Below are 21,204 nucleotides of genomic sequence, written 5' to 3' on the forward strand. Positions count from 1 at the left end.
TTTTGCAACGCGCCGTACACGAACTTTTGTAGCTTTGCGCCCTCGCCCTGGATACGCTTTTGGCACTTGTCGATGGCGGCATGGCTCGTGCCTGCGGCGAGCAGCAGGGCTCCAACGACCGCTGTCACCGTGATTCTCCTCATCGAGTACCCTCCCTCGTTGAATAATTTTGCCGCGCTGCTCGCACCTCGAGCGCGGCGCCGTTGCGACCACTGGTTCTTCCTGCGAGCGGCGCCCACCATACGAAGACTCAGGCTCGTTTGTCAATACTGAATGTTTACCGTGGGTGCTTTGCCGTGATTCCGCGGTGCACGTACGCTCCGGAGTCGGGTTAAAACTGCCCATCAACGGTGCGGTGGTAGCGGAGCCAACGCTTCCACCTCTCGAGCTTGCACCCAGCCGCGCCGGCCATCGCAGCGTTGTGCGAGCAGCCAATCTCCGCGTCGTTCGCGAATCTTCACCGCCGCTCCGGCAGGTAAGCGGAAGTATTCGGTCGCTTGGGGTTCCGGGGCAAATCGTGCCACCGCCGGCATTAATGTGATTCCCGTTCGACTCCACGGGCGAGCCACGTCCGCCCACAGGGCGTTCGTTGCTGCCGCAAGCGCCATGAATGTGGCCGCAACCGCGAGTTGCTGCCAGCGCTTGCGCCAGGTTGGGTGGAGGAAGGCTACCGTCCACAAACCCAACGCGAGCAGGTAAACGAACGAAGCGGTCTGCCACAGGCTGGCGCGCGACACGCGCGGCGCCAGTGGAAACATCGCTCGCTCCCACCACGGCGCCGCACACGCAGGGGCGCGCGCCTCGCTGCGGGCAAACTCGAGATTGGCCAGGATGTCGGCATCGCGCGGGGCGAGCGCGTGGGCGCGCTCGTAGTTGAGAATGGCTTTGCCGAGGTTGCCGAGCTTGTAGTACGCGTTGCCGAGGTTGAAGAACAGGTTTGCTGAGCCCACTCCTTGGTCCACCACCTTCTCATAGGCAGCAATGGCAGCAGCGTAGTCTTGCGCCGCATACGCGCTGTTCCCCTGGTGAAACCAGGCGTCGGGCACGGCCGCCGACGCCTGGCGCGCCACGCTGCACAGGAGCCAAGCGAGCAGCCAAAAGCGCCAGCGCCAAGCGCGCTGGCTTTTGCCGTCGCTTTCTTCAAGCACGCGCTGAAACAGTTGCCAGTGCTCCTCCACCGCGGCGGCTGAAACTTGCTGACCGAAACGCACCTCTTCGCACGCTTCCAGAAGGCGGGCGACATCGGCACGGAGGGGCGGGTCAATCGGGAGCTCCGGAACAGTTGCCGCGTCGAGCCGGCCCGGGGGTAAGGCAAAGCGCTGCCGCAAGTATTCCCGCAAACCGGTGGCGATGACGTCATAAAACCGCTGCGGGTCGCCGGCAGAGCGCGCGGCCGTACACTCGGCAAGCACGCGTGCAGCCACTTTCCGGGCTGCGGTGCGCTGCTGGAAAAGGGCATCGGCCGCTTGTTGGCGCCGGCGGCGATCGAAGAGGTAGGCGGCCACGGGCACAACGAGAAGCCCGCCGTGCACGGCAACGAGCGCGGGCGCACTGCGCTCATGCAAGCGCACCCACCGCCCCGGTTCTTCCTTGATGTACACAATGTCGCGCCCGAGCGTCTCGCTCGGAGCCGTGGGTGTCGCAGGAGCAGCCAGCGCTGGCGGGCTTTCGGCGCGCGGGCGCACGGTAACTTCGATCGGGCGGCTGCGCTCCGTGTGGTAACGGCCCGCTTCGGGGTCGAAGTAGCTGAACTCGATGGGTGGCAGGCTGCTGACTCGCTCGGTGGGAATCGCCACCTGCTCGAAAACGAACTCGCCCGCTTCCGCGTTCACCGCATGCGGCTCGTACACCCGCCAGGCGGGCGACTCGCGCAGCGCGGGCGGGGACACACCGTCGAGATTGCCTTGCCCGCGGAGAACGATCCGGAGCGTGATCGGATCGCCCACGGTCAGTTCGGTCGGGCTTGCCTGCACAGCCAGCGAAAAGCGCCCCACGGCACCGCTGAACGTAGCGGGTTTGCCTTCTTCCGGAAGCGGCAGCACTTCGAGCGTCACGGGTTCGCTTTCCAAACTCACGGGGCGCCGCTGCGAGAAAAAGGGATCGTCAAAAAACCCACCGCGACGCCGCTCGTACACGTTGAGGCGGGTGGTTGCCGGACCGAGCACCAGAGTGCCGGTGCGCAGGGGCGTGAGAGAAGAGGCAAAGCGCACCACGGTGTAGGTAACCCCGTCGATCTCCTCTTGCGTTTGTGTGGGCTCTTGGAAGCGATCGAGAGCACACCCGTCCGCGGGCAAGCTCGGGTATTGCAAGTCGCCAGCCCGTACCGCCCCGACATACAACGCCACCTCCACGGGCACTTTTTCGCGCAGGTACAAGCGGGTGCGGGGAACGCGGACGACCAGGCGCAAGGCGCCCCCGTACGGGCTTGTGGCCTGCCCGCGGCCGGCCACGTGCAGGGTGACCGCTTGCGCCTCGTACCGCTGGCCGCCGTGCAGCACGGTGAACGGACCGAGGCGGTAGGTGCCCGGTTTTTCCGCCGTGACGCTGTAGCGGTGCTGCACCGACGCCTGCATCCGGCCGTTGATGATGGTCACCTGCGTGGCCGGGCCGATGTATTCGACACGCACGCCCTCCGTGGCTGCGATCGTTGGAGCAGGCGCATCTTGCGCCCCGGCGATTTCGATGCTGAGCAGGGCGGCCTCGCCCGCCTGCACGGTGGGCGGCTGCAACGTGGCGCGCACCTCGATGGCCGCGATCGCCGGTTGGGGTGCGGTGGTCGTCAGCAGCGCACCGAGCACGATGCAGGCAAAGGCCTTGGCGCCGTCTCGGCCTTTCCGCACTGATCCCCTCGCGTAAAGCACGAGTGCCTCCATCACCAGTCTTGCGCCGGCTCTGCCACCACGCCGTGCTGTTGCTGCCGCCAGAATTCCATCGGCGACAGTTCCTCTTGACGCGCCGTATCGATGAGCGCGCGAGCCTCACGCCGATCGCGTGCTTCCTCGCTACTGGAAGCCACGGCCTCCCCCGTGCCGGCTCCCCCCTGCGGTTCGCCAGTGCTTTCCTCCTCGCTGGTCTCTGCACCGCTCGGCGCTTGTGCTTGTTCTTCTTGGCTCGCTCGCGGCTCGCTCGGCGCATTTTGCCCCCCGGCTTGCTGCTCGGAGTGTTCTTGTTGGTCCTGTGCTTGCTGTTGCTGGCCGCTGCTGTCGGAGGGCGCCGGTGGGGTTTGTTCCGCTGCTTGCTCCTGGTTCGCGGGCGTCGGCGGCGGCTGCTGCTCGCCCGCAGGCGGTGTGGGCTGCTGCTTGGCCGTTTCCTCCAGGCGTTTGCGGAGTTCTTCCATTTTTCGCTGCGTGTATTCGTAGTTGAACTTGGCGTCCTCGTCGTTGGGGGCGCGGCTCAGCGCGCGCCGGTACTCGACGAGCGCTTCGGCGTACTTGGCTAGAGCTTCTTGGGGGCGATCCTGCTCTTGCCCTTGTGCGATGCGGAAGAGCGCGTTCGCGCTGTTGTAAATCGCGCGGGCGGCCAACTCCGGGTCGGCTTTGTCCGCCCGCACCCGCCGGTATGCTTGCACTGCGGCTTCGTACTGTTTGGCACGGTAGTGGGCGTTGCCGAGGTTGTACGCAATCAGCGGCGAGTCCGGCTCGTCGGCGAGTGCCTGGCCGAGTTTGTCCACCGCAGCTTCGGCTTTCCCTTCGCCGAGCAACCGTTCCGCAGCCCGCAGGTTGTCGTTTGCCGGGGCGAGCCACGAGCTGCCGAGGAAGAGCAAGGGCAACACTGCGAGGACGCTCACCGCTGACCTCCTCTTGTTTGCCGCGCGGCGCGGCGGACGAGCCAGTAGGGTTCGAAGACGAGCAACAGGACCGCAGGTGCAAGCAGCCACCAGAAGCGATGCTCCATCCGCTTTTCGAGCGTGCTCTTGCGCTCGCGCTTGTCGAGCTTGGCTAAGTGTTCCTCGTACAGTGTTTCCAAGCCGAGTTGGCTCGTGCTGCCGCGCAGGAACGCACCGCCAGTTTTCTCCGCAATTTTTTGCAGGGTGACCTCATCGAGGCGCGACTTCACCACCTGCCCGCGACGATCTTTGAGGAAGCCTCCCTGTCCCTTCTCGCTCGTAGGGATGAGTTCGCCCTCCGGGGAGCCGACGCCCACGGTGTAAATTCTCACCCCGCTTTGGGCAGCGAGCTCAATCGCCTCGTCTACCCCGCCTTCATGGTCTTCCCCGTCGGTCAGCAACACCACCGCGCGGTACGTGCCTTCGTGACCCTCGAAGGCCTGCAGGGCCGTGCGGATGGCAGCCGCTAGCGATGTGCCGCCGCGCGGAACGATGCCGACGTCGGTGGCCCGCAGCGTTTCCAAGAAAGCATTGTAGTCCAGGGTGAGCGGGCACTGAGTGAAGGCGGTGCCCGCGAAGGCCACCAACGCCACACGATCGCCGCGGAGCTTTTTGACCAAGTCCTGGATTTCCAGTTTGGCGCGCAGCAAGCGGCTCGGCTTGACGTCTTGCGCCAGCATGCTGCGCGAAGTGTCGAGGGCAATCACCAGGTCGATCCCTTGCCCCCGCACCTCTTGCCAACGAAAGCCCCACTGCGGGCCAGCAGCCGCAGCAGTGAGCAGCACGACCGTGAGCGCGGGCACTGCCCACGACCAGCCCTCGGGCTCGAGCCGTGCCGAGGGGGCGAACTTGTGCCAGAGGTGCAGCGCCGCAAACCGCTCGTAGGCGCGGCGGCGCCGTCGCTCCGCAAGGGCGAGCAGCACCACGAGCAGTGGCACGAGGGCAAGGAGCACCAACAGCGTTGGTTTGTACCAGGGAATCGTCACGGCACCACCCGAAGCCAAGTGTGGCGAAGGACGAGCTCGCTGACGTACAACAACAGGCCAGCGAGAATAAACCACGGATAGGCGTCTTCGTACGCGTGGTAGCGCGGGGCGGTAAACTCGGTGCGCTCCATGCGGTCGATCTCGTTGTACACTTGCCGCAAGCTCGCAGTGTCGGTGGCGCGGAAGTACCGACCGCCGGTGAGCTCGGCGACTTCTTGTAGCGTGGCTTCGTCGACATCCACCGGCATGGGCCGGTACACCCGATTCCCGAACACATCGCGGGCGGGAAACGGGGCCAGTCCGCGGGTGCCCGCGCCGATGGTGTACACACGAATACCGAGGGTGGCGGCAGCTTCCGCGGCTGTTTTCGGCGACACCTTTCCAGCATTGTTTTGCCCGTCGGTGAGCAGCACGATGACTTTACTTTTGGCGTCCGAAGCCTCCAGGCGCCCAGCGGCGGTCGCCAGCGCCGATCCGATGGCCGTGCCATCTTCGATCATCCCGATTTGCACGCGCTCCAGGTTGCGCAGTAGCCAGCCGTGATCGAGCGTGAGCGGGCACTGCGTGTACGGCCGACCCGCAAACACCACCAGGCCAATGCGATCGTTGCGCCGGCGCGCCACGAACTCGCGCACAACGTCTTTGACCACTTCGAGGCGGTTGGCGCGCTCCCCGGAAGGCTTGGTGAAATCCTCCGCCAACATGCTGCCGGAGATATCGACGGCCAAGACAATATCGATACCTTCGCCGCGGTACTCGCTTTCCGCCGTGCCGTACTGCGGGCGGCTGGCGGCCACCACGAGCGCGGCGAGGCAGAGGGTGCGGAGGGCGTTCGGCAGCCATTGCCAGCGGACGCGTCCGAGGGGAGCGCTGGGCAGGTGCGGAAAAAAGGGCAGAGGAGCCGCCTCGTTCGTCGTGGGACGGTTCCACCACCAGAGGAGCAAGGGCAGAAATGCGAGCAGCAGCAGTACCCACGGATACTCAAGCTGCACGGCGTTCCTCCTCCGCAGTTGTAGTCAGTTTGGTTTCGTCGACGAAGCGGCGGGCGCTGCGGTAGGCAGCCTCGGCATCGGCGAAGCTCGGCACCGCGCGCGCAAACTTCACCAAATCGGCTTGCACGAGGAAGTCGGCAAGCAACTCGCGCTGCGCGGCCGTGAGGCGGCTGTCGGTGCGGGCGGCAGCGAGAAATTCTTCCGTGGTCATTTCCGGAGCGCGGAGATGGAAGCGCTCCTCCAAGTACTTCCGCACGATGCTGCTGAGTTCAACGTAGTAAGGCTCCCAGCGCCCTTCTTGGAGATCGTGCCGCGCCCACAAGCGATCGAGCGCGCGCAGGGCGATCTCGTGCGGCGGAGGCGGTGGGACTACGTAGGCCTTCTTGGGGCGATTGAAGAGAAACCACAGAGCCGCGGCGAGTGCGAGCAAGCCTGCGAGCGAGGCGGCTCCGAAGTACAACGGACGGTAGTCTCTCGGTGCCGAGACCAGCGGCTTGATGTCGCGGATGTCGGTGGCCCCTTCGTTCTTCGGAAGCACACTGCGGACTTCGACAGTGACCTCGTTGCCTTGCACCGCGTGTTTCCCTTCTCCCTGTTGCACCTGCACGGTGGGCGCGGGCAGCACGTAGCGGCCAGTGTCGAAGGTGGTGAGTGTGTACCAGTGAGCGGTGCGCACGCGGCCGTTGTGGCTGCGGGGCGGTTCCGAGCCGAAGTCGACAATTTCGAACACCCCTATGCGCTCCGCGAGCACGGGCACGCTGAGCTTGGTTCCTTCCGGCGCCTCCACCTCGATCGTGTAGCGCAGGCGGTCGCCAATGGTGACGTGTGCAGGCTCGGCGTGGGCGCGCACGAGTACCAAGGGAGTGTCCGGTGAAGCCGCGGCTTCCGGGGTTGCCGTGGTTTGCAACGGAGGGGGCGACTCCTGGCTGGCAGCGGGCTGGGGTGCGGCGGCAGCGAGCAAGAGGCAGAGCAGAACTGGTAACGGGATGCGGATACGGGCAGCTGTCATCGGCGTTTCTCCCGCGTGCGGAAAAAGCGCACCAGCGCAGGCGCGTAGGGTTCGTCGGTGCGGACGACAACAGTATCCACATCGCAGGCGCGCAGACGGCGCAAGCGCTCCTCGGCAAACGCGCGGGCCTGCTCGGTAAAGCGGCGGCGCACTTGCGGGTGGGAGCTATCGACGAGCAGAGTGCGCCCGGTTTCCGGATCGGTGAGCCGGAGCAACCCGAGCGGGGGCAATTCGAAATCGCGCGGGTCGTCGAGCACGATGGCGATCAAGTCGTGCCGTTGGCGGGCGAGTTTCAGTGCGGCATAGCCCTCGGGGTCGAGAAAATCCGACAGGACGAAGACGACCGAGCGGCGTTTGTGCACATGGACGAGATGCTCAATGGCGGCGGTGAGGCTGGTGCTGTGCCCGCGCGGAACGAACGACAACACGTCGCGCACCACGCGCAGCACATGCCGCGTCCCTTTTTTCGGCCGCAGGGAGTGCTCCACCTGGTCGGTGAATAAGATCAGGCCGACTTTATCGTTGTTGCGGATGGCAGCGAAGGCGAGCAGCGCGGCCAGCTCGGCCGCGAGTTCGCTTTTCAATTGGCGAACAGACCCAAAGCGAGTAGAGCGGCTGGCATCGACGAGCAGCATCACCGCGAGTTCCCGTTCTTCCACATAGCGCTTCACGTGGGGCGTGCCGGTGCGGGCTGTGACGTTCCAATCGATGGTGCGCACGTCGTCGCCGGGCACGTAGGGGCGCACTTCAGAAAACTCCATCCCGCGGCCTTTGAAGACGCTATGGTACGCTCCGGCAAAAAAGTCGCTCACCAAGTGACTGGTGTGGATTTGAATCTTGCGGATTGCTCGCAGTTGTTCCGTCGTGAGCATGGTGTCCAAGCCCTGCACGCGCGCGGGGAACCGTCAGCCGCAAGGCATTCGCCAGTGCTGCCGTGCCTCACGGTACGGGAACGCCATCGAGCACGCGTTTGACGATTTCGTCAGCTGTGATGTCCTCGGCCTCGGCTTCGTAGGAGACAATGACGCGGTGCCGGAGCACGTCCGGCGCCAGGGATTTCACGTCCTGGGGGGTGACGTAGCCGCGGCCTTGCAGGAGGGCGTGGGCCTTGGCCGCCAGGGTTAAGTACAACGTGGCGCGGGGCGAGGCGCCGTACTGAATCCAGCGCTGCAGGTCGAGCTGGTATGCTTGAGGCTCGCGTGTGGCGAACACCAGGTCGACAATGTAGTCCTTGATCTTGTCGTCCACGTACACTTGGTCGACGAGTTGGCGGAGCCGCACGATGTCGCGCGTGGAGAGCACCGGCGCCGGCTCCGGGGGCGGTAAGGTGGAGGCCATGCGGTCGAGAATCTGCCGTTCCTCGCTTTTACTCGGGTACTGGATGGTGAGCTTCAGCATGAAGCGATCCACTTGTGCTTCGGGCAGCGGGTACGTGCCTTCTTGTTCGATGGGGTTTTGGGTGGCCAACACGAGGAAGGGATCGGGAAGCGGGTGGGTTTCTTCGCCGATGGTCACTTGCCGCTCTTGCATCGCCTCGAGCAAGGCACTTTGTACCTTGGCCGGGGCGCGATTGATTTCGTCGGCCAACACGATGTTGGCGAAGATCGGCCCCTTCTTCGTGGTGAACGTGCCGTTTTGCGGCTGGTAGACGAGGGTGCCGATTAAGTCGGCCGGCAGCAGATCGGGCGTGAACTGCACGCGCTGGAAACTCGCGTCGATCGTGCGCGCCAAGGTTTTGATCGACAAGGTCTTGGCCAAGCCCGGCACTCCTTCGAGGAGCACGTGGCCGTTTGCGAGCAAGCCGATGAGCAGGCGGTCGACCAGCGCGCGCTGGCCGACGATGACCCGGCCAATTTCTTCGCGCACGCGAAAGAGCTGGGTGGCTTCTTGACGCAGTTGCTCTTGCAACAAACTCGTTCCTGCTTCCATCCTGGTTTGTTCCTCCTGCGCTTGCGGTTGCCGGCGGAACACCGTGCCGCGCCGGCGCGCAACGCGCCCTCAGACGTGGCTGTGGTCGCTTTGCTTCAAACGCATGTTGGTGGCGCCATGTGCGAGGCAACGACTCTTACCATCGATGCGCGAGCGCGCAAGTTTGCGACCGCCTCCCGTGCAACGCGGCGAGCGGTGTGGCACATTGGGGGCTGTGGCGGTTTCCTGCTGGAAAGCGTGCTCGTGGATTTTCCTGGTGGCCGTGCTGCTCTCCGCTTGCCGGAGTGCGGACGTGATGCCACAAGTGGGAGCGAAAGGAGTGGAGCGAGAACGTATGCGTCCGCGTTATTCCCCGTCGCTGTACGACATCACCCCGCTGTCGCGCGAGGAAGTGGAGCGCCTGGCTGCGCGGCTCGATGCTGAGGCCTACCGTGTGACCCAGCGCGCAGGAACCGAGCCGCCGTTTTGCGGGCAGTTTGTCGATCATCACGAGCCCGGGGTGTACGCGTGCGTGGTGTGCGGGCTTCCGCTGTACAAGAGCGAGCACAAGTTCCACTCTGGCACCGGGTGGCCGTCGTTCTATCGGGAGTTCGACCGCGCGCACGTAGAGCGCCGATTGGACTTGTCGCACGGGATGGTGCGCACGGAGATTGTTTGCGTGCGGTGCGGAGCGCACTTAGGGCATGTGTTCGATGACGGTCCGCCGCCCACGGGAGAGCGGCACTGTCTCAACTCCGCCGCACTCACGTTTTACAAGGAGGGCGAGCCGCTGCCGCCGGAAAGCCAGCCCGTGCCGGCGGAAGTGGCCTATTTTGCCGGTGGCTGTTTTTGGGGCATCGAGCATTATTTCCAGCAGGGCCCGGGGGTGATCGATGCGGTGTCGGGCTACATGCAGGGGCACGTGGAGCAGCCGACGTACGAGCAAGTCTGCTCAGGCAACACCGGGCATGCGGAGACGGTCAAGGTGGTGTACGACCCGCGCCGCATCACCTACCGGCGGCTGCTAGAGGCGTTTTTCCGCATGCACGACCCCACGCAGTGGAACCGCCAGGGCCCGGACATTGGCGAGCAGTACCGCTCAGGCATTTGGTACGTGAACGAAGAACAGCGGCGGCAGGCGGAAGAGTACATCAAGGATCTCGAGGCGAGTGGCCGCTACGGCGGGCGCAAAATTGTAACGCTGGTGGAACCGGCAAAAACCTTTTGGCCAGCCGAGGATTACCATCAGGATTACATCGCCAAGACCGGACGCCCCTGCCACGTGTCGAACCCCTGGGAGTAAGCCCGGCGCGACGGGTAATCCCCCGAAGCGGCAGCAATTGTGCGGCAGGAGTAGCGAGCCGCGAGCGACGGGGCGGAAAGGACGTCCGCCTGCCTCCGTCGGGAACGAAGGCTGCCACGTCTCGCCGAGATAATGCCAACGAGACGCGCGGCGTGTGGAGTGCGTGTGCAAACGTCGCCGGCAGGATGTGGCGACGCGTGACGAAATGCTTGTGCAGCGTTTGCGCCGCTGTCCCATGGCGCCGCCCTGGGGCGGCGCAATAAACGCAGGGCCGGGGAGGCGGTGGTGACCAGCGAGCGGCGAGCTGGGAACGGCGGTCGGCGCGCAATAGGTGCGGCCAATGCAGGACGGAATAGTGGACACCAGGTAATTGACCCGCGGATGCTCGCAGGCTCGAGGCTTCTGGCTGCTGCGGCGGCGGTGGCGATTGGCTATCCTGAATCCGTGCTCGCTGGCGACGGGGCGTACGACGACAAGGGTTGCCTTGCGACACACCGCTTGTTGCCTCTGCTGCGCCCTTGCGGCTCCCAGGTGGGATGGGTAGCGGTGAGCGTTCATGACTCGTCGGTTCCCCGCCGATGTGTGGTCGTATTTGCTCAGCCGGTTCTGTGCGGCCACGTCGATGACGCTCATGCGCGCCACGGTGGCGTGGCACATTTTCGAACTCTCGCGCTCGCCGTTTTACCTCGGGCTCGTCGGACTCGTGCAGTTCGTGCCCGCATTTTCCCTGCTCCTGGTCGGCGGCATGGTGGCCGATCGCTACGAGCGGCGCCGCATCGTGATGCTGGCGCAGTCGGTAGCGCTTGCGGGTGCAGCGCTGCTAGCGTGGAGCACCGCGCACGGGTGGGTGACGCTGATCGTGGTATACGCGGTGATTTTTGTTCAGGCCGCCGCCGCGGCATTCGACAATCCTGCGCGCGCTTCGATCTTGCCGAATCTCGTGCCCCCGGCAGACTTTCCCCGGGCAGTGACGCTGGCTTCCACCGTCCAAGCGTTAGCTTTTGCCACTGGCCCGGCGCTCAGTGGAATGGTGATTGCGGCAGCAGGAGTTGCTGCGGCCTATGGGCTGGCGGGCGGTTTGTTGTTGGTGGCGATTGCGGGGCTGACGCGCGTGCGACCGAGTTGGCCCGAGGGCACGGGGCGCGCCATGGGCTGGCAGGCGATGGTGCGAGGGGTGCGCTTCGTGGCCAGTCGGCCGGTGGTGTGGGGTTGCATGCTGCTCGACATGCTGGCGGTGATCTTCGGCGGTGCGACGGCGTTGCTCCCAGTGTACGCGAACGAGATCCTGCGCGTGGGTCCGCGCGGCTACGGGATCCTGTCGGCCTCCTTGGAAATGGGCGCCTTGCTGACCTCGCTTGCCCTGATGCTGTTGCCGCCGATCCGGCGGGCTGGCCGCGCTCTGCTGTCGGCTGTGGCGGTGTTCGGCGTCGCCACCATCGTCTTCGGCCTATCGCGCTGGTTTCCTTTGTCGGTTGCAGCGTACATGATGGCCGGCATGGCGGATCAAATCAGTGTGGTGATGCGCAGCACGATCGTGCAACTGAATACCCCTGATCATTTGCGCGGGCGGGTGAGTGCGATCAATTTCATGTTCATCAACGCCTCGAATCAACTCGGCGCCGTGGAATCGGGCTTCGTGGCGGCGCTGACCTCGCCGACGTTTTCCGTGGTGAGCGGCGGCGTGGGTTGCCTGCTGGTGGTCGCTGCCATTGCGCTCCGTGTTCCTGCATTACGCACCTACACGATCCGCGGCGAAATTCGGCCTTGAGTGCGGCAAGCTGCGGAGATCCGTTATATTGGAGCGCGATTGCCGGCGTATGACCGGCCGGAGTCGAGCAGAACGAGGAACCTATGCCGCGCGATGAGTGGTCCCCAACGGTGGTAGATGATGACCGCGACGGTTTGGTCGCCATCGGCGGCCGGCTCGACGCGCGCACGGTGCTTTACGCGTACCGGCAGGGCATTTTCCCGTGGCCGGTGCCGGGGCTGCCGATGCTGTGGTTTTGCCCCAAGGAGCGCGCGATTCTCGAATTTGCTCGCTTGCACGTACCCCGCAGTTTGCGGCAAGCCCGCCGGCGCTGCACGCTGGAGTTCACCATCGACCGCGCGTTTCCCGCCGTCATCCGCGCTTGCGCCGAAACGCCGCGGCCGCACCAAGAGGGCACCTGGATCACCCCCGAGGTGATTCGTACCTACACGCGCCTTCACGAGATGGGGGTGGCGCACAGCGTCGAAGCGTGGCGCGACGGGAAGCTTGTGGGCGGTGTGTACGGGGTCGACATTGATGGCGCGTTTGCTGGCGAAAGCATGTTTTACCGCGAACCCAACGCCTCCAAGCTCGCCTTGTTGTTTTTGATCGATCATCTCGCCAGCCGGGGGTTGGACTGGATCGATATCCAAATGATGACCCCGCACATGGCGCGCCTCGGGGCGCACGTGATCACCCGCGAGGAGTTTCTCGCCAAGCTGGCCGCCACGCGGGAGCGTGGTTTACGCTTGTTCGAGTGAGCTCTGGTAGCTCGCGCCCTCGCTGCGCGAGCTGCAATGCCCTCGGTTTGTGTGCCGCTGTCACTCCCGCCAGTCGGGTGGCGGCGGAAACGTCACACTCCCTTTGCGCACCGCGTACGCTTCCAGCAAAAACCCAGTCGGCCCAACTTCGCCTGCGTAAGTGGTATACACATCCCAGCGGACCATTTGCGTGGCACCGGGGGCCAGGCGAACGTCCATGAACTTGTAAAAGCGATCGAGCTCGCGGGCTCCGGCATCCGGGGCGGCGAGGAGTTTGAGCACGAGGCGCACGCCCTCCACCGGCTCGTTGCCGTCGTTCCGCACCACCGCGCGGAGAGCGATCTGTTGGCCGTCGGTCAACTGATCGGTCGCCACTACGCTCAGGCGAGCCGGGTCTGGAGCGGCGGGGGCGGGCGTGACCGCCACGAACCGGCGCGCACCGGGTTGCGGCCTCCCTCCCGGCGCAAGGCAGAGCAACGCGAGGAGGCATGCCAGCGCGCGGAGGTTTCCGGGATCGCGCGGTGTCACGAACCAGGCTCTGGCTTTGTGCTTGCGATGCCAGCGGGGCATGCCCGTCATCTTCCGCGCCGCGACCGCCAGTGGCAAGTCCCGGAGTTCATGCACCTAAGGCGGTGCGCAGCTCGCGGGTAAGAATTTCCACCGTGCCCCTAGTGCCTCCGCCGAGCTTCAACCGCCATTCCCCATCGGTCTCGAAGCGTGCATCGCCCAAGTAGGTGCTCCACGGTTCCAGCACGCGATGCAGCGCCCCGGCATCGAGCGGATCGCCGCCGTTTTTCCGTACCGCAGCAAGTACGTCGGGGACCACACGGATGAAGGCGCGCAAGGCCGCCGCGGTTTTGATGCTGTAGCGCTTGCCGGTCCAGGCCCGCGGAAACACGTTGGAGACCGCCCGGAAGTAGGTGAGAAAAAACTTGGCGGAACGCTCGCGAAAGTCTTCCGCTTGCCGCCCGCCGAGCGCTTCCAGGGCGGTGAGCACGCCCTTGAGTTCCTCGGCAAGCGGTGCTTGCGCCACGCGGCCCCGCCCCACCCCGAACAACTTGATCTCGCCATGGAGCGGGGAGGCAGGATCTTCGCTGAGCGCGCGCACCACGTCGTGCGCGGCGGCCAGCGTCGGGTCCGGATACAAGCGACGTCCCGCGAGCGAAATCAGGTGCGACGGGTTCAGGCGCGTGTGCTTGGCGTTGATCGTGACGAACAGTTCCACCACTTGGTCGGGAGTCAGGCAGTCGAACACGATAGCCGGCACTTGCACGTCGGGCGGTTGTCCTTGCTCCGCCAATTGGTGCAGGGCGAGCAACCGGTGCTGGCCATCCAACGCTCGCAAGCAGCCCTCCTCGCTGGGCAGTTGCAAGATGCCGAGCACGCGATGGGCGGTGACGGGCACGAACTCCAGTCGCCGCTCGGAAGTGAGCAGCACGGCGCCCGGAATGGCGGGGAGAGTTTGCGTTTCGGCGCACTGCAAATAGTAGTCGATCAGCTCGGCAATTTTGCGCTGGATAATGGGGCGCTGGTAAGCCTCCTCGCTGTGGGCAATCTTTTCTTCGAGCACCTCCCAGTTGATCTTCCCGGCCCGCTGCGTTTTGAGCGGCCGCCGCCCGTGCGTGCGCCCTTCATGGCCGTAACTCAGCACTTCGAAACGTACCAGACGCTGAATGTCTCGCACCGCGAGTGAGCACTGATAAAACACCACGCCGAACTGATGCAGCCGGATGGCTGGAACCGACGTCATCGCGCCTCCTTTTGCCCACAGCGGCACTCTACGGGAGCGGAAGCAGCTCGGTCAAGCCGGCGAGAGAGTGCTTGGTGAACGCGGGAGGCGTACGCAGGCGGGCCGTGTCCTCGGCCGTCAGCGGTACACATAGGCGAAGGTGAGAACCGTCAGCGTCAGGGTGGCAAGAGTCACGGGAATTCCCACGCGGGCGTATTGCCAAAACGAAATCGCGATCCCGGCGCGCCGGGCTTGTTCGAGCACAATCAGGTTGGCCACCGAGCCAATGGTGAGCAGATTGCCGGCAAACGTGCTGGCGGCGGCAACGAGCATGGCGGTGCGTGTTGGGTCGGTTGCCTGCACAACGGCGGGTTTGAGCAACATCACCGCCGGCACGTTGCTCACCAGGTTGGAAAGCGCAGCGGTGGCGGCGAGGAGCGCCGCGACGCCCCAATGGTGGATGCTGGCCACGGCGGAAAGCACGCGGCGGTCGATTCCCGCATGCTCGACGGCACCCACGATCACGAACAGGCCAATGAACAGCACCAGCAGCGGCCAATCGATTTCCCGGTAAATCTTCTCAGGGCGCACGCGGCGCGTGGCGAGAAGCCAGGCGGCCACGCCGAGGGATACTTCCGCGACGGGGTAACCGGCAAAGAACAAACTCACGGTCAACAATGCGGCAAAACTCGACTTGTACAGCAGCGGCTTGTGCACCCGCCGCTCGAGTAAGTCGGTTGCCGGTACCGTAAGGTGCCCATAGAGTTCGCGGCGGAAGAGGAGGCGCAAGATGGCGTAATCCACTACGAGGCCGGCCGCGGCGAGCGGCGCGAGGTGCAGGGCAAAGTCCGCGTACGGAACGCGCGCGAAACTGGCGACCAGCATGTTTTGCGGATTGCCGCTGATCGTGGCCGCACTGCCAATGTTCGCCGCAGTGGCGAGCGCGAGCAAATACGGTGTGGGCGGGAGGCGCAGGCGGTGGGCAACTTGCAACACCAGCGGAGTGCAAACGAGACACACGACATCATTGATGAAAAAAGCCGCGAGGATCCCCGGTACGAACACCGTGACCGCCAGGAGCTGCCGCGGCGAGCGCGCGCGGGCCACAGCGCCGGCGGTGACCAGACGGAAAAACCCCGCCAGGCGAAGGTTGGCGACCACGATCATCATGCCGAAGAGGAAGATCAACGTGCGGTAATCGACGGCCTCGACGGCAGCGTCGAGCGGAATCGCCCCGGTGAGCAGCATGGCGGCAGCGCCCATAATGGCGATGCCGGTACGGTCGAAGCGGAACGGAGGCAGGCCGCCCACGGCCAGCAGGGCGTAGGAGACGAGGAAAAGCGCGAGCGTCAGGCGGTCCATGGTCGCCGGCAGCCGACCTTGCGCACGGCAATACCGTGGCGCTTCAGCCACCGTTGCCAGTAGCCGAGGGCGCGCAGCGAGTACGGTTCCATCTCCACCGGTTGCCAGCGTTCGCCTTGTTGCGCGGCGTAGCCCACGCACAACTCGTCGCCGTCGAGCGTAAAGGCGAGGCTCACGACGCGATCTTGCTCGCGCAGTTGGTACCAGGTGCCGACCGCCACCACCTGCTCGCCGCTGGCGAGGCGGGCAACCACCCCGAGCTGGCTGAGGGTGCGGTCGGACTTGACCGACACCTGCCCACCACCGCGGCGGCGTTTTGCGCCCACGAGCTGCGCCTCCCCGCCGTTTAACGGATGGCGTCGAAGCCGGTGATGTCCCGCCCGACGATGAGCGTGTGCATATCGTAGGTGCCTTCGTACGTATTCACGGTTTCCAAATTGAGCATGTGGCGGATCACCGGGTATTCGTTCACAATGCCGTTGGCCCCCAAAATGTCGCGCGCCAAGCGGGCAATCTCCAGAGCTTGCGCCACATTGTTGCGCTTGGCCAGCGACACTTGTTGCGGGCGCAACTTGCCTTGGTCTTTGAGTTGCCCCAATCGGTAAGCGAGCAACTGCCCCTTCGTGATCTCGCTCAGCATGAACACCAGCTTTTGCTGCACGAGTTGATAACCTGCAATCGGCCGCTCGAACTGATGCCGCGTCTTCGCGTACTCCAGAGCGGTGTGATAACAGGCCATGGCCGCCCCGAGAGCACCCCACACGATGCCGTAGCGGGCTTGCGTGAGGCAGGAAAACGGGCCTTTGAGACCGAGCACGCCGGGGAGGACGTTGGCATCAGGCACGCGGACTTCGTCGAGAACGAGCTCGGAAGTGATCGATGCGCGCAGCGAGAATTTCCCTTTGATATCGCGCGCGGAAAACCCGGGACGATCGGTTTCGACCAAAAACCCCCGAATGCCCTCCGGGGTTTTCGCCCAGATTACAGCGAGTTGTGCAATCGAGCCGTTGGTAATCCAGCGCTTGGTGCCTGTGAGGACCCAATGCGAACCGTCGCGCCGCGCTTTGGTTTCCATCCCGCCCGGGTCGGAGCCGTGGTCCGGTTCGGTAAGGCCGAAGCAACCGATCACGTCTCCCTTGGCCATGGGAGGGAGCCAGCGCTGTTTCTGCTCCTCCGAGCCGAAGGCATAAATCGGGTACATGCACAGCGAGCCTTGCACGGACACCATCGAGCGCAGCCCGCTGTCGCCACGTTCCAGCTCTTGGCAAATCAGGCCGTAAGCGATGTTGTCCAAGCCGGCGCAACCATAGCCGTGCAGGTTTGCGCCAAAGAGGCCAAGCGCGGCCATGCGCGGGATCAAGTGCCTGGGAAACTCCTCGCGGGCATGGCAGTCTTCGATAACGGGCAACGCCTCGCTCTCCACGAACTCGCGCACCGTCCGCTGAATCAAGCGCTGCTCCGGGGTGAGCAGATCGTCGAGGCCGTAGTAATCGACTCCGGAAAATCGTTGCATGGTGCGGTCACCTCACTGGGAATGGCCGCCCTTATCGCAAAGGAACTCCACTTGTGCCAACTGTTGTCGGAGCGAACAGGTTGGTCGTGGGGGTGCGGACAAAATCGAATCACTCGGATCAACGGAACTTGGCTGACGGTCTGCCGGCTCGCTCCCAGCGATCGATCGCATGCTCCGTCTGAGCGGAACGGGGCGGGAAGCCCTCTGTTCGCCTCGCGGCGACGGATCAGTGGGAGCGCCACCCCTCGATCACCGTGAGTCGGAGGTTCTCCCAGCGATTGATGGGCTGGGTGTCGGGGAGTTCCACCGCCCAAATGCCGGTTGCGTGCTCGCGCAGCAGCACAGCGATCTCTTGCTCCCACGCTTCGAGGTAGGGCCCGGCACGCCAGCCGGTGACCGGGTGAGGCCCTGGCGGCATCGTGGGCACCGGGTGGCCGGGTGGAGGCGCACTTAAATCGCCCACGAGCCACACGCGGTGCCCGCTTTGAAGGGTGTCTTCGATGCGCTGGCGTTCGGCGGCGATGCCTTGGCTTCCGCGGGCGATCTTGGCGCGAATTTGCAAATGGTAGTGAAAGCGGCGGTCGGGAATATCGGGGAGAGTCATCCACGGCGCTTGGCCGCGATAGTAACGGCCGAAGCTGATCCCGCAGTACCAGGGAGCGACCACCACGAGGTCCGTCGGCGCTGCTTCGTGTGCGACGGCAGCGGCGATGAGGTCGGCATTGGTGGCGCGGACTTTCGTGCTCGGTAGGTCTTGCCAAGCGGTAACGGCCGCGGCCGAGGCGAGCATCGCGAGCACGAACCATTGTGCGGTTTTGGGGCGCGCCACCAAGAGGTGGGCCAAGTTCGCTTCCGCTGCGAGAGCGAGCAGCGCGTTGAGGGAAAAGTAGTGCCACTCTTGGCTCGGCAAGCGAGCAATTGTCCGGAAATAGACGAGAAACCCGGCGAGACCGATCAAGGCAGCGAGGGCAAGCACGCATTCCGGTTGGGATGCTGCTCGGGAGCGCAGGCAGCGTGCGCTGCCGCCAACGACGATGGCGAGCGCAGCGAGCCAGAGCAAAAACTGGGCGGGGAGTGCAGTGCCGAGACTTTCCCACCACACGCGCGCGACTCCCGTCAGGGTTACGGGCCGCTGCTCGGCGCTGCCGACTTCGAAGGCATAGGCAATCCAGTGCCAGGAGAGTCCGAGCGACAGGGTGGCGGCGCCGAATGCCACGGCAAGGCCAGCCCAAATGCGCCGCGCATGCGGCGCGGAGGGCCAAAACACCAGTGCCGCTGCGGCATGGGTCGCGGCGAGGAGCACGCCATTTGCGAAATTCGCCTGAACGGCGGCGATATTGGCGAGAGCCAAGACCGCAGCGCGGCTGCGCGTTGGGCTGCGCAAGAAGTGGATGAGGCCCGCGGTGGCGAGCAGGAACACTGCGGCGCTGAGGCCGTAGCCGCGAAACATGCTGCCGTAAACGATGGTCGAGGGCGAAAGCGCGTAGAGCGCGAGCGCGAGGAGGGGCGCAGTGGCGGCGGCCACGCGGGCGGCGCACCACAGAGCCGCGAGTTGCGCCCATCCCATGAGCAAACCGGCCTGGCGGAGCGAGGTGTCGTCGGTCCATCCCGCGTTACCGAGCAGCCAAACGAGCGCGTTCCACAGGAGAGGAAAGGAGTCGTAGCGCGCGTGCTCCCAAATGCTCCACCAGTCGCGCAGTGCCACCAGGTTGGCGCTGTTCGCTTCGTCGCGCCACAACCCGCCGGCATGAAGGACGAAGCGGCGCTGCAGTGCGGCGATAACAGTCGTGAGGAGAACCGCGGCCAGGAGCTTCGGCAGCTCGGTCCGTGAGCGGGCGTGGGAAATCGAGCTTCGGTTGCGCATCGGTGGCTATCGCTCATGGCACGGTTTGCTCGCGGTGCAAAGCCGGTGGCCGCCTCGGACCCTCGCAGGAGGCGTGGCCGCGGTGGTAAGGTGGGTGCCATGTTGCGCTGTGCGTGGTTGGTTGTGGTGTTGTCGGCGTTCGCCTGGGGCTCGGGGAGTGCATTGGCCCAGGGTTGCGTGGGCGATTGCAACGGTGACGGCGAAGTGACCGTTGATGAAGTTGTCCGCGGTGTCAACGTGGCGCTCGGCGGGCTCGAGCTTACCATTTGCCCGGCCTTCGATCGCGATGGCGATGCGGTGGTGGCGATTGACGAAATCGTGGCCGCAGTTGGGTTCTTGTTGAACGGCTGCCCTGCCATTGCTTCGCCGCCGCTCACGCGCACCGCCACGCCAACGCCAACGGCAACGCCGATTCCGAACCGCCCGCCCTCGCTCACGCCGGCGGTGTGGTACCGCGCTTACGTGGGCTATCCCGTGAGGCTGGTATTAGGAGCGAGCGATCCCGACGGCGACGCGCTCCGTTGCTCTGCCACGGGCCTGCCGAGCGGTGCGCGCATGGACGAAACGACCGCCACCATAGAGTGGGTTCCCGAGCCGTTTTCTGCCGGGCAGCATGACGTCACGGTGGAGTGCCGCGACCCGGTGGGGCATGCCACGGGGGCGCGTGTGGTGTTTTCCGTTGCGGAAGTAACGAGCTGTGCCGAGCCGGTGTGCGACCCGGCGGTCGGTTGCTCGCGCGAGCTGGTGTCGCTTGCTGCCCCGTGCTGCCCGGTTGCCTCGTCTGTGGAGCTGGCGGTGCCGGACCTCCCTTGCCCGGCGGGCCGGGCGGTGTGGGTCAGCGAGGACATCGACGGAGGGTTTCGACCGCTGCACGATTGCGACCTCAAATACGTGCGCAACAATGCGCAGGCTGCAGCCGAGGTGAGGTTCAAGTTCCGGGCGCGCTGTTTTAGCCTCGACGACCGCATCCTGCTCACTGCGCGCATGGAGACGAGAGAGCGCACTCCGGTCATCGACGACCGCTATCGCGTGCGGTTTTACGAGGCGGGTCCGGACTTGGTGGAGTCGCGCACCGTGCAGTTCGAAGTGCGTCCCCCAGCGCCGTTTTTCGACATGCAAGACGCCGAGGCGAACCTGGTGGTCACGCTCACCGACGGCCGACTGCAAACGCATACGGAGTCGCTACGCTTGCGCCTGACCTTCACGCCGGTGCCCACACCGCCTTGAGAGTAACCGACGGCACTCATCGCAGCATCATCGCGGCAACAGCTCGGCGGGCCGCGGTGGCGTTCGTTCCCGACGGACACGCCGCGCCACCACGCTCCGACCGAACGTTTCTTGGAGACGCAACGCGTGTGGCGCCGGTCGGACCAGGCAGCGCCCCAGCCCCCTTACGCGCGCTGGTCTCCACATGCCGCTCGTCTTGCCCCCAACATCTCGGCGGGACGTGATGGCATCCCTTCCCGATGGAGGCAGGGTGTCACCACGCCCCGACGGAACGTTTGCAACGGGTGTGGAGTGCGGTGGGAGCGGCTACGGATGCTGCCGTTCGAGCAGAATGCCGCGGTGGCCGCTGACACCGCTGTAGTTGCCGGCGCGCGTAAAGGGGCGCGAAGATCTCCGTGCGCCCCGTCGCGCGCCGGCGGCGCCGCACCCGCGGCGCCCCGGGGGCGGGGCGGAGAAGCGGGGACTGCTCCCACGCAGCGCCGAATTGCATAGGTGTCCCGTGCTTTGGTGCGGGTGAATTCGGTGGGTGTCACGTATTGTGCGCGGACCACCGCTCGCCGTTCGCTATCCCCTACTTCTCCTCGCTGCTGGCTGCTGCCCGCTCGCCCCTCGCTGCTCGCCTCTCGCTGGTCGCGGACGCGGCTCGCGATTCGCCATTCTCCTTGTGCGCTTGTCAGAGGTAGGTGCGGGGCGTACGCTCACTGCGCTCTGAGCGTGAAGGATCGGGCATGGAGCGCGCTTGGGTAAAACATGCGGGGCGTTGCCTTGGAGCGGTGGCGCCGGGTGGTATTGGCTGCCGCGGCCGACAGTATCGCACTGCTCGTCGAATTTGTTGCGCCAGCATGCGCGGCGTGGCAGTTCGTCGAGGTTCACGAAGAGGCTGGGCTGGTTTACGAGCACCGGATTTCCGCAGCTAGCGCGGCGGAGTGGAGTGCGGGTGGCGTGGCCGCTGGTGACTTCGACGGCGACGGTTGAAC

Annotated in this window: 18 protein-coding genes; 5 read left to right on the plus strand and 13 right to left on the minus strand. The window is 65.2% G+C overall.

From position 1 onward, the window contains the following. Positions 1 to 344 precede the first annotated feature (344 nt). The 7 genes from N3C12_15980 to N3C12_16010 form a co-directional block, all read right to left on the minus strand. Positions 345 to 2,861 (minus strand): BatD family protein, encoded by a 2,517-nt coding sequence (locus N3C12_15980; protein MCX8073914.1) that lies wholly within the window; start codon positions 2,859 to 2,861, stop codon positions 345 to 347. 11 nt (positions 2,862 to 2,872) lie between these two features. Further along, positions 2,873 to 3,787, minus strand: coding sequence for a tetratricopeptide repeat protein (locus N3C12_15985; protein MCX8073915.1), 915 nt, complete (start codon positions 3,785 to 3,787; stop codon positions 2,873 to 2,875). Next, a complete protein-coding gene (locus N3C12_15990; GenBank protein MCX8073916.1) occupies positions 3,784 to 4,812 on the minus strand; it encodes a VWA domain-containing protein in 1,029 nt (342 codons plus the stop codon). The genes N3C12_15985 and N3C12_15990 overlap by 4 nt, the downstream gene beginning before the upstream one ends. After that, positions 4,809 to 5,804 carry a VWA domain-containing protein gene (locus tag N3C12_15995; GenBank protein ID MCX8073917.1) on the minus strand — a complete coding sequence of 332 codons (996 nt, stop codon included), beginning with the start codon at positions 5,802 to 5,804 and terminating at the stop codon, positions 4,809 to 4,811. Before N3C12_15995 ends, N3C12_15990 begins: the two co-directional genes overlap by 4 nt. After that, a complete protein-coding gene (locus N3C12_16000; GenBank protein MCX8073918.1) occupies positions 5,794 to 6,813 on the minus strand; it encodes a BatD family protein in 1,020 nt (339 codons plus the stop codon). Before N3C12_16000 ends, N3C12_15995 begins: the two co-directional genes overlap by 11 nt. Further along, positions 6,810 to 7,685, minus strand: coding sequence for a DUF58 domain-containing protein (locus tag N3C12_16005; protein ID MCX8073919.1), 876 nt, complete (start codon positions 7,683 to 7,685; stop codon positions 6,810 to 6,812). Before N3C12_16005 ends, N3C12_16000 begins: the two co-directional genes overlap by 4 nt. A gap of 67 nt (positions 7,686 to 7,752) precedes the next feature. After that, complete coding sequence (locus N3C12_16010) at positions 7,753 to 8,742, minus strand: MoxR family ATPase (protein MCX8073920.1); 990 nt, start codon at positions 8,740 to 8,742, stop codon at positions 7,753 to 7,755. Positions 8,743 to 9,076: 334 nt separating this feature from the next. On the opposite strand from N3C12_16010, the gene N3C12_16015 reads away from it, so the two are divergent. The 3 genes from N3C12_16015 to aat all read left to right on the plus strand — a co-directional run bounded on the left by N3C12_16015 (position 9,077) and on the right by aat (position 12,532). Then, a complete protein-coding gene (locus tag N3C12_16015; GenBank protein ID MCX8073921.1) occupies positions 9,077 to 10,024 on the plus strand; it encodes a bifunctional methionine sulfoxide reductase B/A protein in 948 nt (315 codons plus the stop codon). A 556-nt stretch (positions 10,025 to 10,580) separates the two neighbouring features. Continuing rightward, entirely contained in the window at positions 10,581 to 11,792 is a 1,212-nt protein-coding gene (locus N3C12_16020; protein MCX8073922.1) for an MFS transporter, read from the plus strand. A gap of 83 nt (positions 11,793 to 11,875) precedes the next feature. Further along, positions 11,876 to 12,532 (plus strand): leucyl/phenylalanyl-tRNA--protein transferase, encoded by a 657-nt coding sequence (aat, locus tag N3C12_16025; GenBank protein MCX8073923.1) that lies wholly within the window; start codon positions 11,876 to 11,878, stop codon positions 12,530 to 12,532. 60 nt (positions 12,533 to 12,592) lie between these two features. Here aat and N3C12_16030 read toward each other — a convergent pair whose 3' ends face one another. The 6 genes from N3C12_16030 to N3C12_16055 form a co-directional block, all read right to left on the minus strand. Then, positions 12,593 to 13,102, minus strand: a complete 510-nt coding sequence (locus N3C12_16030; protein MCX8073924.1) for a hypothetical protein — start codon at positions 13,100 to 13,102, stop codon at positions 12,593 to 12,595. A 46-nt stretch (positions 13,103 to 13,148) separates the two neighbouring features. After that, the gene (locus tag N3C12_16035; protein MCX8073925.1) at positions 13,149 to 14,282 is read right to left on the minus strand and encodes a DGQHR domain-containing protein; all 1,134 of its coding nucleotides are present in this window, start codon (positions 14,280 to 14,282) and stop codon (positions 13,149 to 13,151) included. A 117-nt stretch (positions 14,283 to 14,399) separates the two neighbouring features. Beyond that, positions 14,400 to 15,623: an anion transporter gene (locus N3C12_16040; GenBank protein MCX8073926.1), complete on the minus strand. Its 1,224-nt coding sequence runs from the start codon at positions 15,621 to 15,623 to the stop codon at positions 14,400 to 14,402. Beyond that, entirely contained in the window at positions 15,611 to 15,949 is a 339-nt protein-coding gene (locus N3C12_16045; GenBank protein ID MCX8073927.1) for a hypothetical protein, read from the minus strand. Before N3C12_16045 ends, N3C12_16040 begins: the two co-directional genes overlap by 13 nt. Before the next feature lie 20 nt (positions 15,950 to 15,969). Then, entirely contained in the window at positions 15,970 to 17,136 is a 1,167-nt protein-coding gene (locus N3C12_16050; protein MCX8073928.1) for an acyl-CoA dehydrogenase, read from the minus strand. Between the two features lie 226 nt (positions 17,137 to 17,362). Then, positions 17,363 to 19,000 carry a hypothetical protein gene (locus N3C12_16055; protein MCX8073929.1) on the minus strand — a complete coding sequence of 546 codons (1,638 nt, stop codon included), beginning with the start codon at positions 18,998 to 19,000 and terminating at the stop codon, positions 17,363 to 17,365. Positions 19,001 to 19,099: 99 nt separating this feature from the next. Here N3C12_16055 and N3C12_16060 point away from each other — a divergent pair, with 99 nt between their 5' ends. Both N3C12_16060 and N3C12_16065 read left to right on the plus strand, forming a co-directional pair. Further along, the gene (locus tag N3C12_16060) at positions 19,100 to 20,227 is read left to right on the plus strand and encodes an Ig domain-containing protein (GenBank protein MCX8073930.1); all 1,128 of its coding nucleotides are present in this window, start codon (positions 19,100 to 19,102) and stop codon (positions 20,225 to 20,227) included. Between the two features lie 750 nt (positions 20,228 to 20,977). Beyond that, complete coding sequence (locus tag N3C12_16065) at positions 20,978 to 21,202, plus strand: hypothetical protein (protein MCX8073931.1); 225 nt, start codon at positions 20,978 to 20,980, stop codon at positions 21,200 to 21,202. The last annotated feature ends 2 nt before the right edge of the window (positions 21,203 to 21,204 follow it).

It is taken from the genome of Candidatus Binatia bacterium (genome assembly GCA_026415395.1).
Lineage (GTDB): Bacteria > Desulfobacterota > Binatia > HRBIN30 > HRBIN30 > HRBIN30.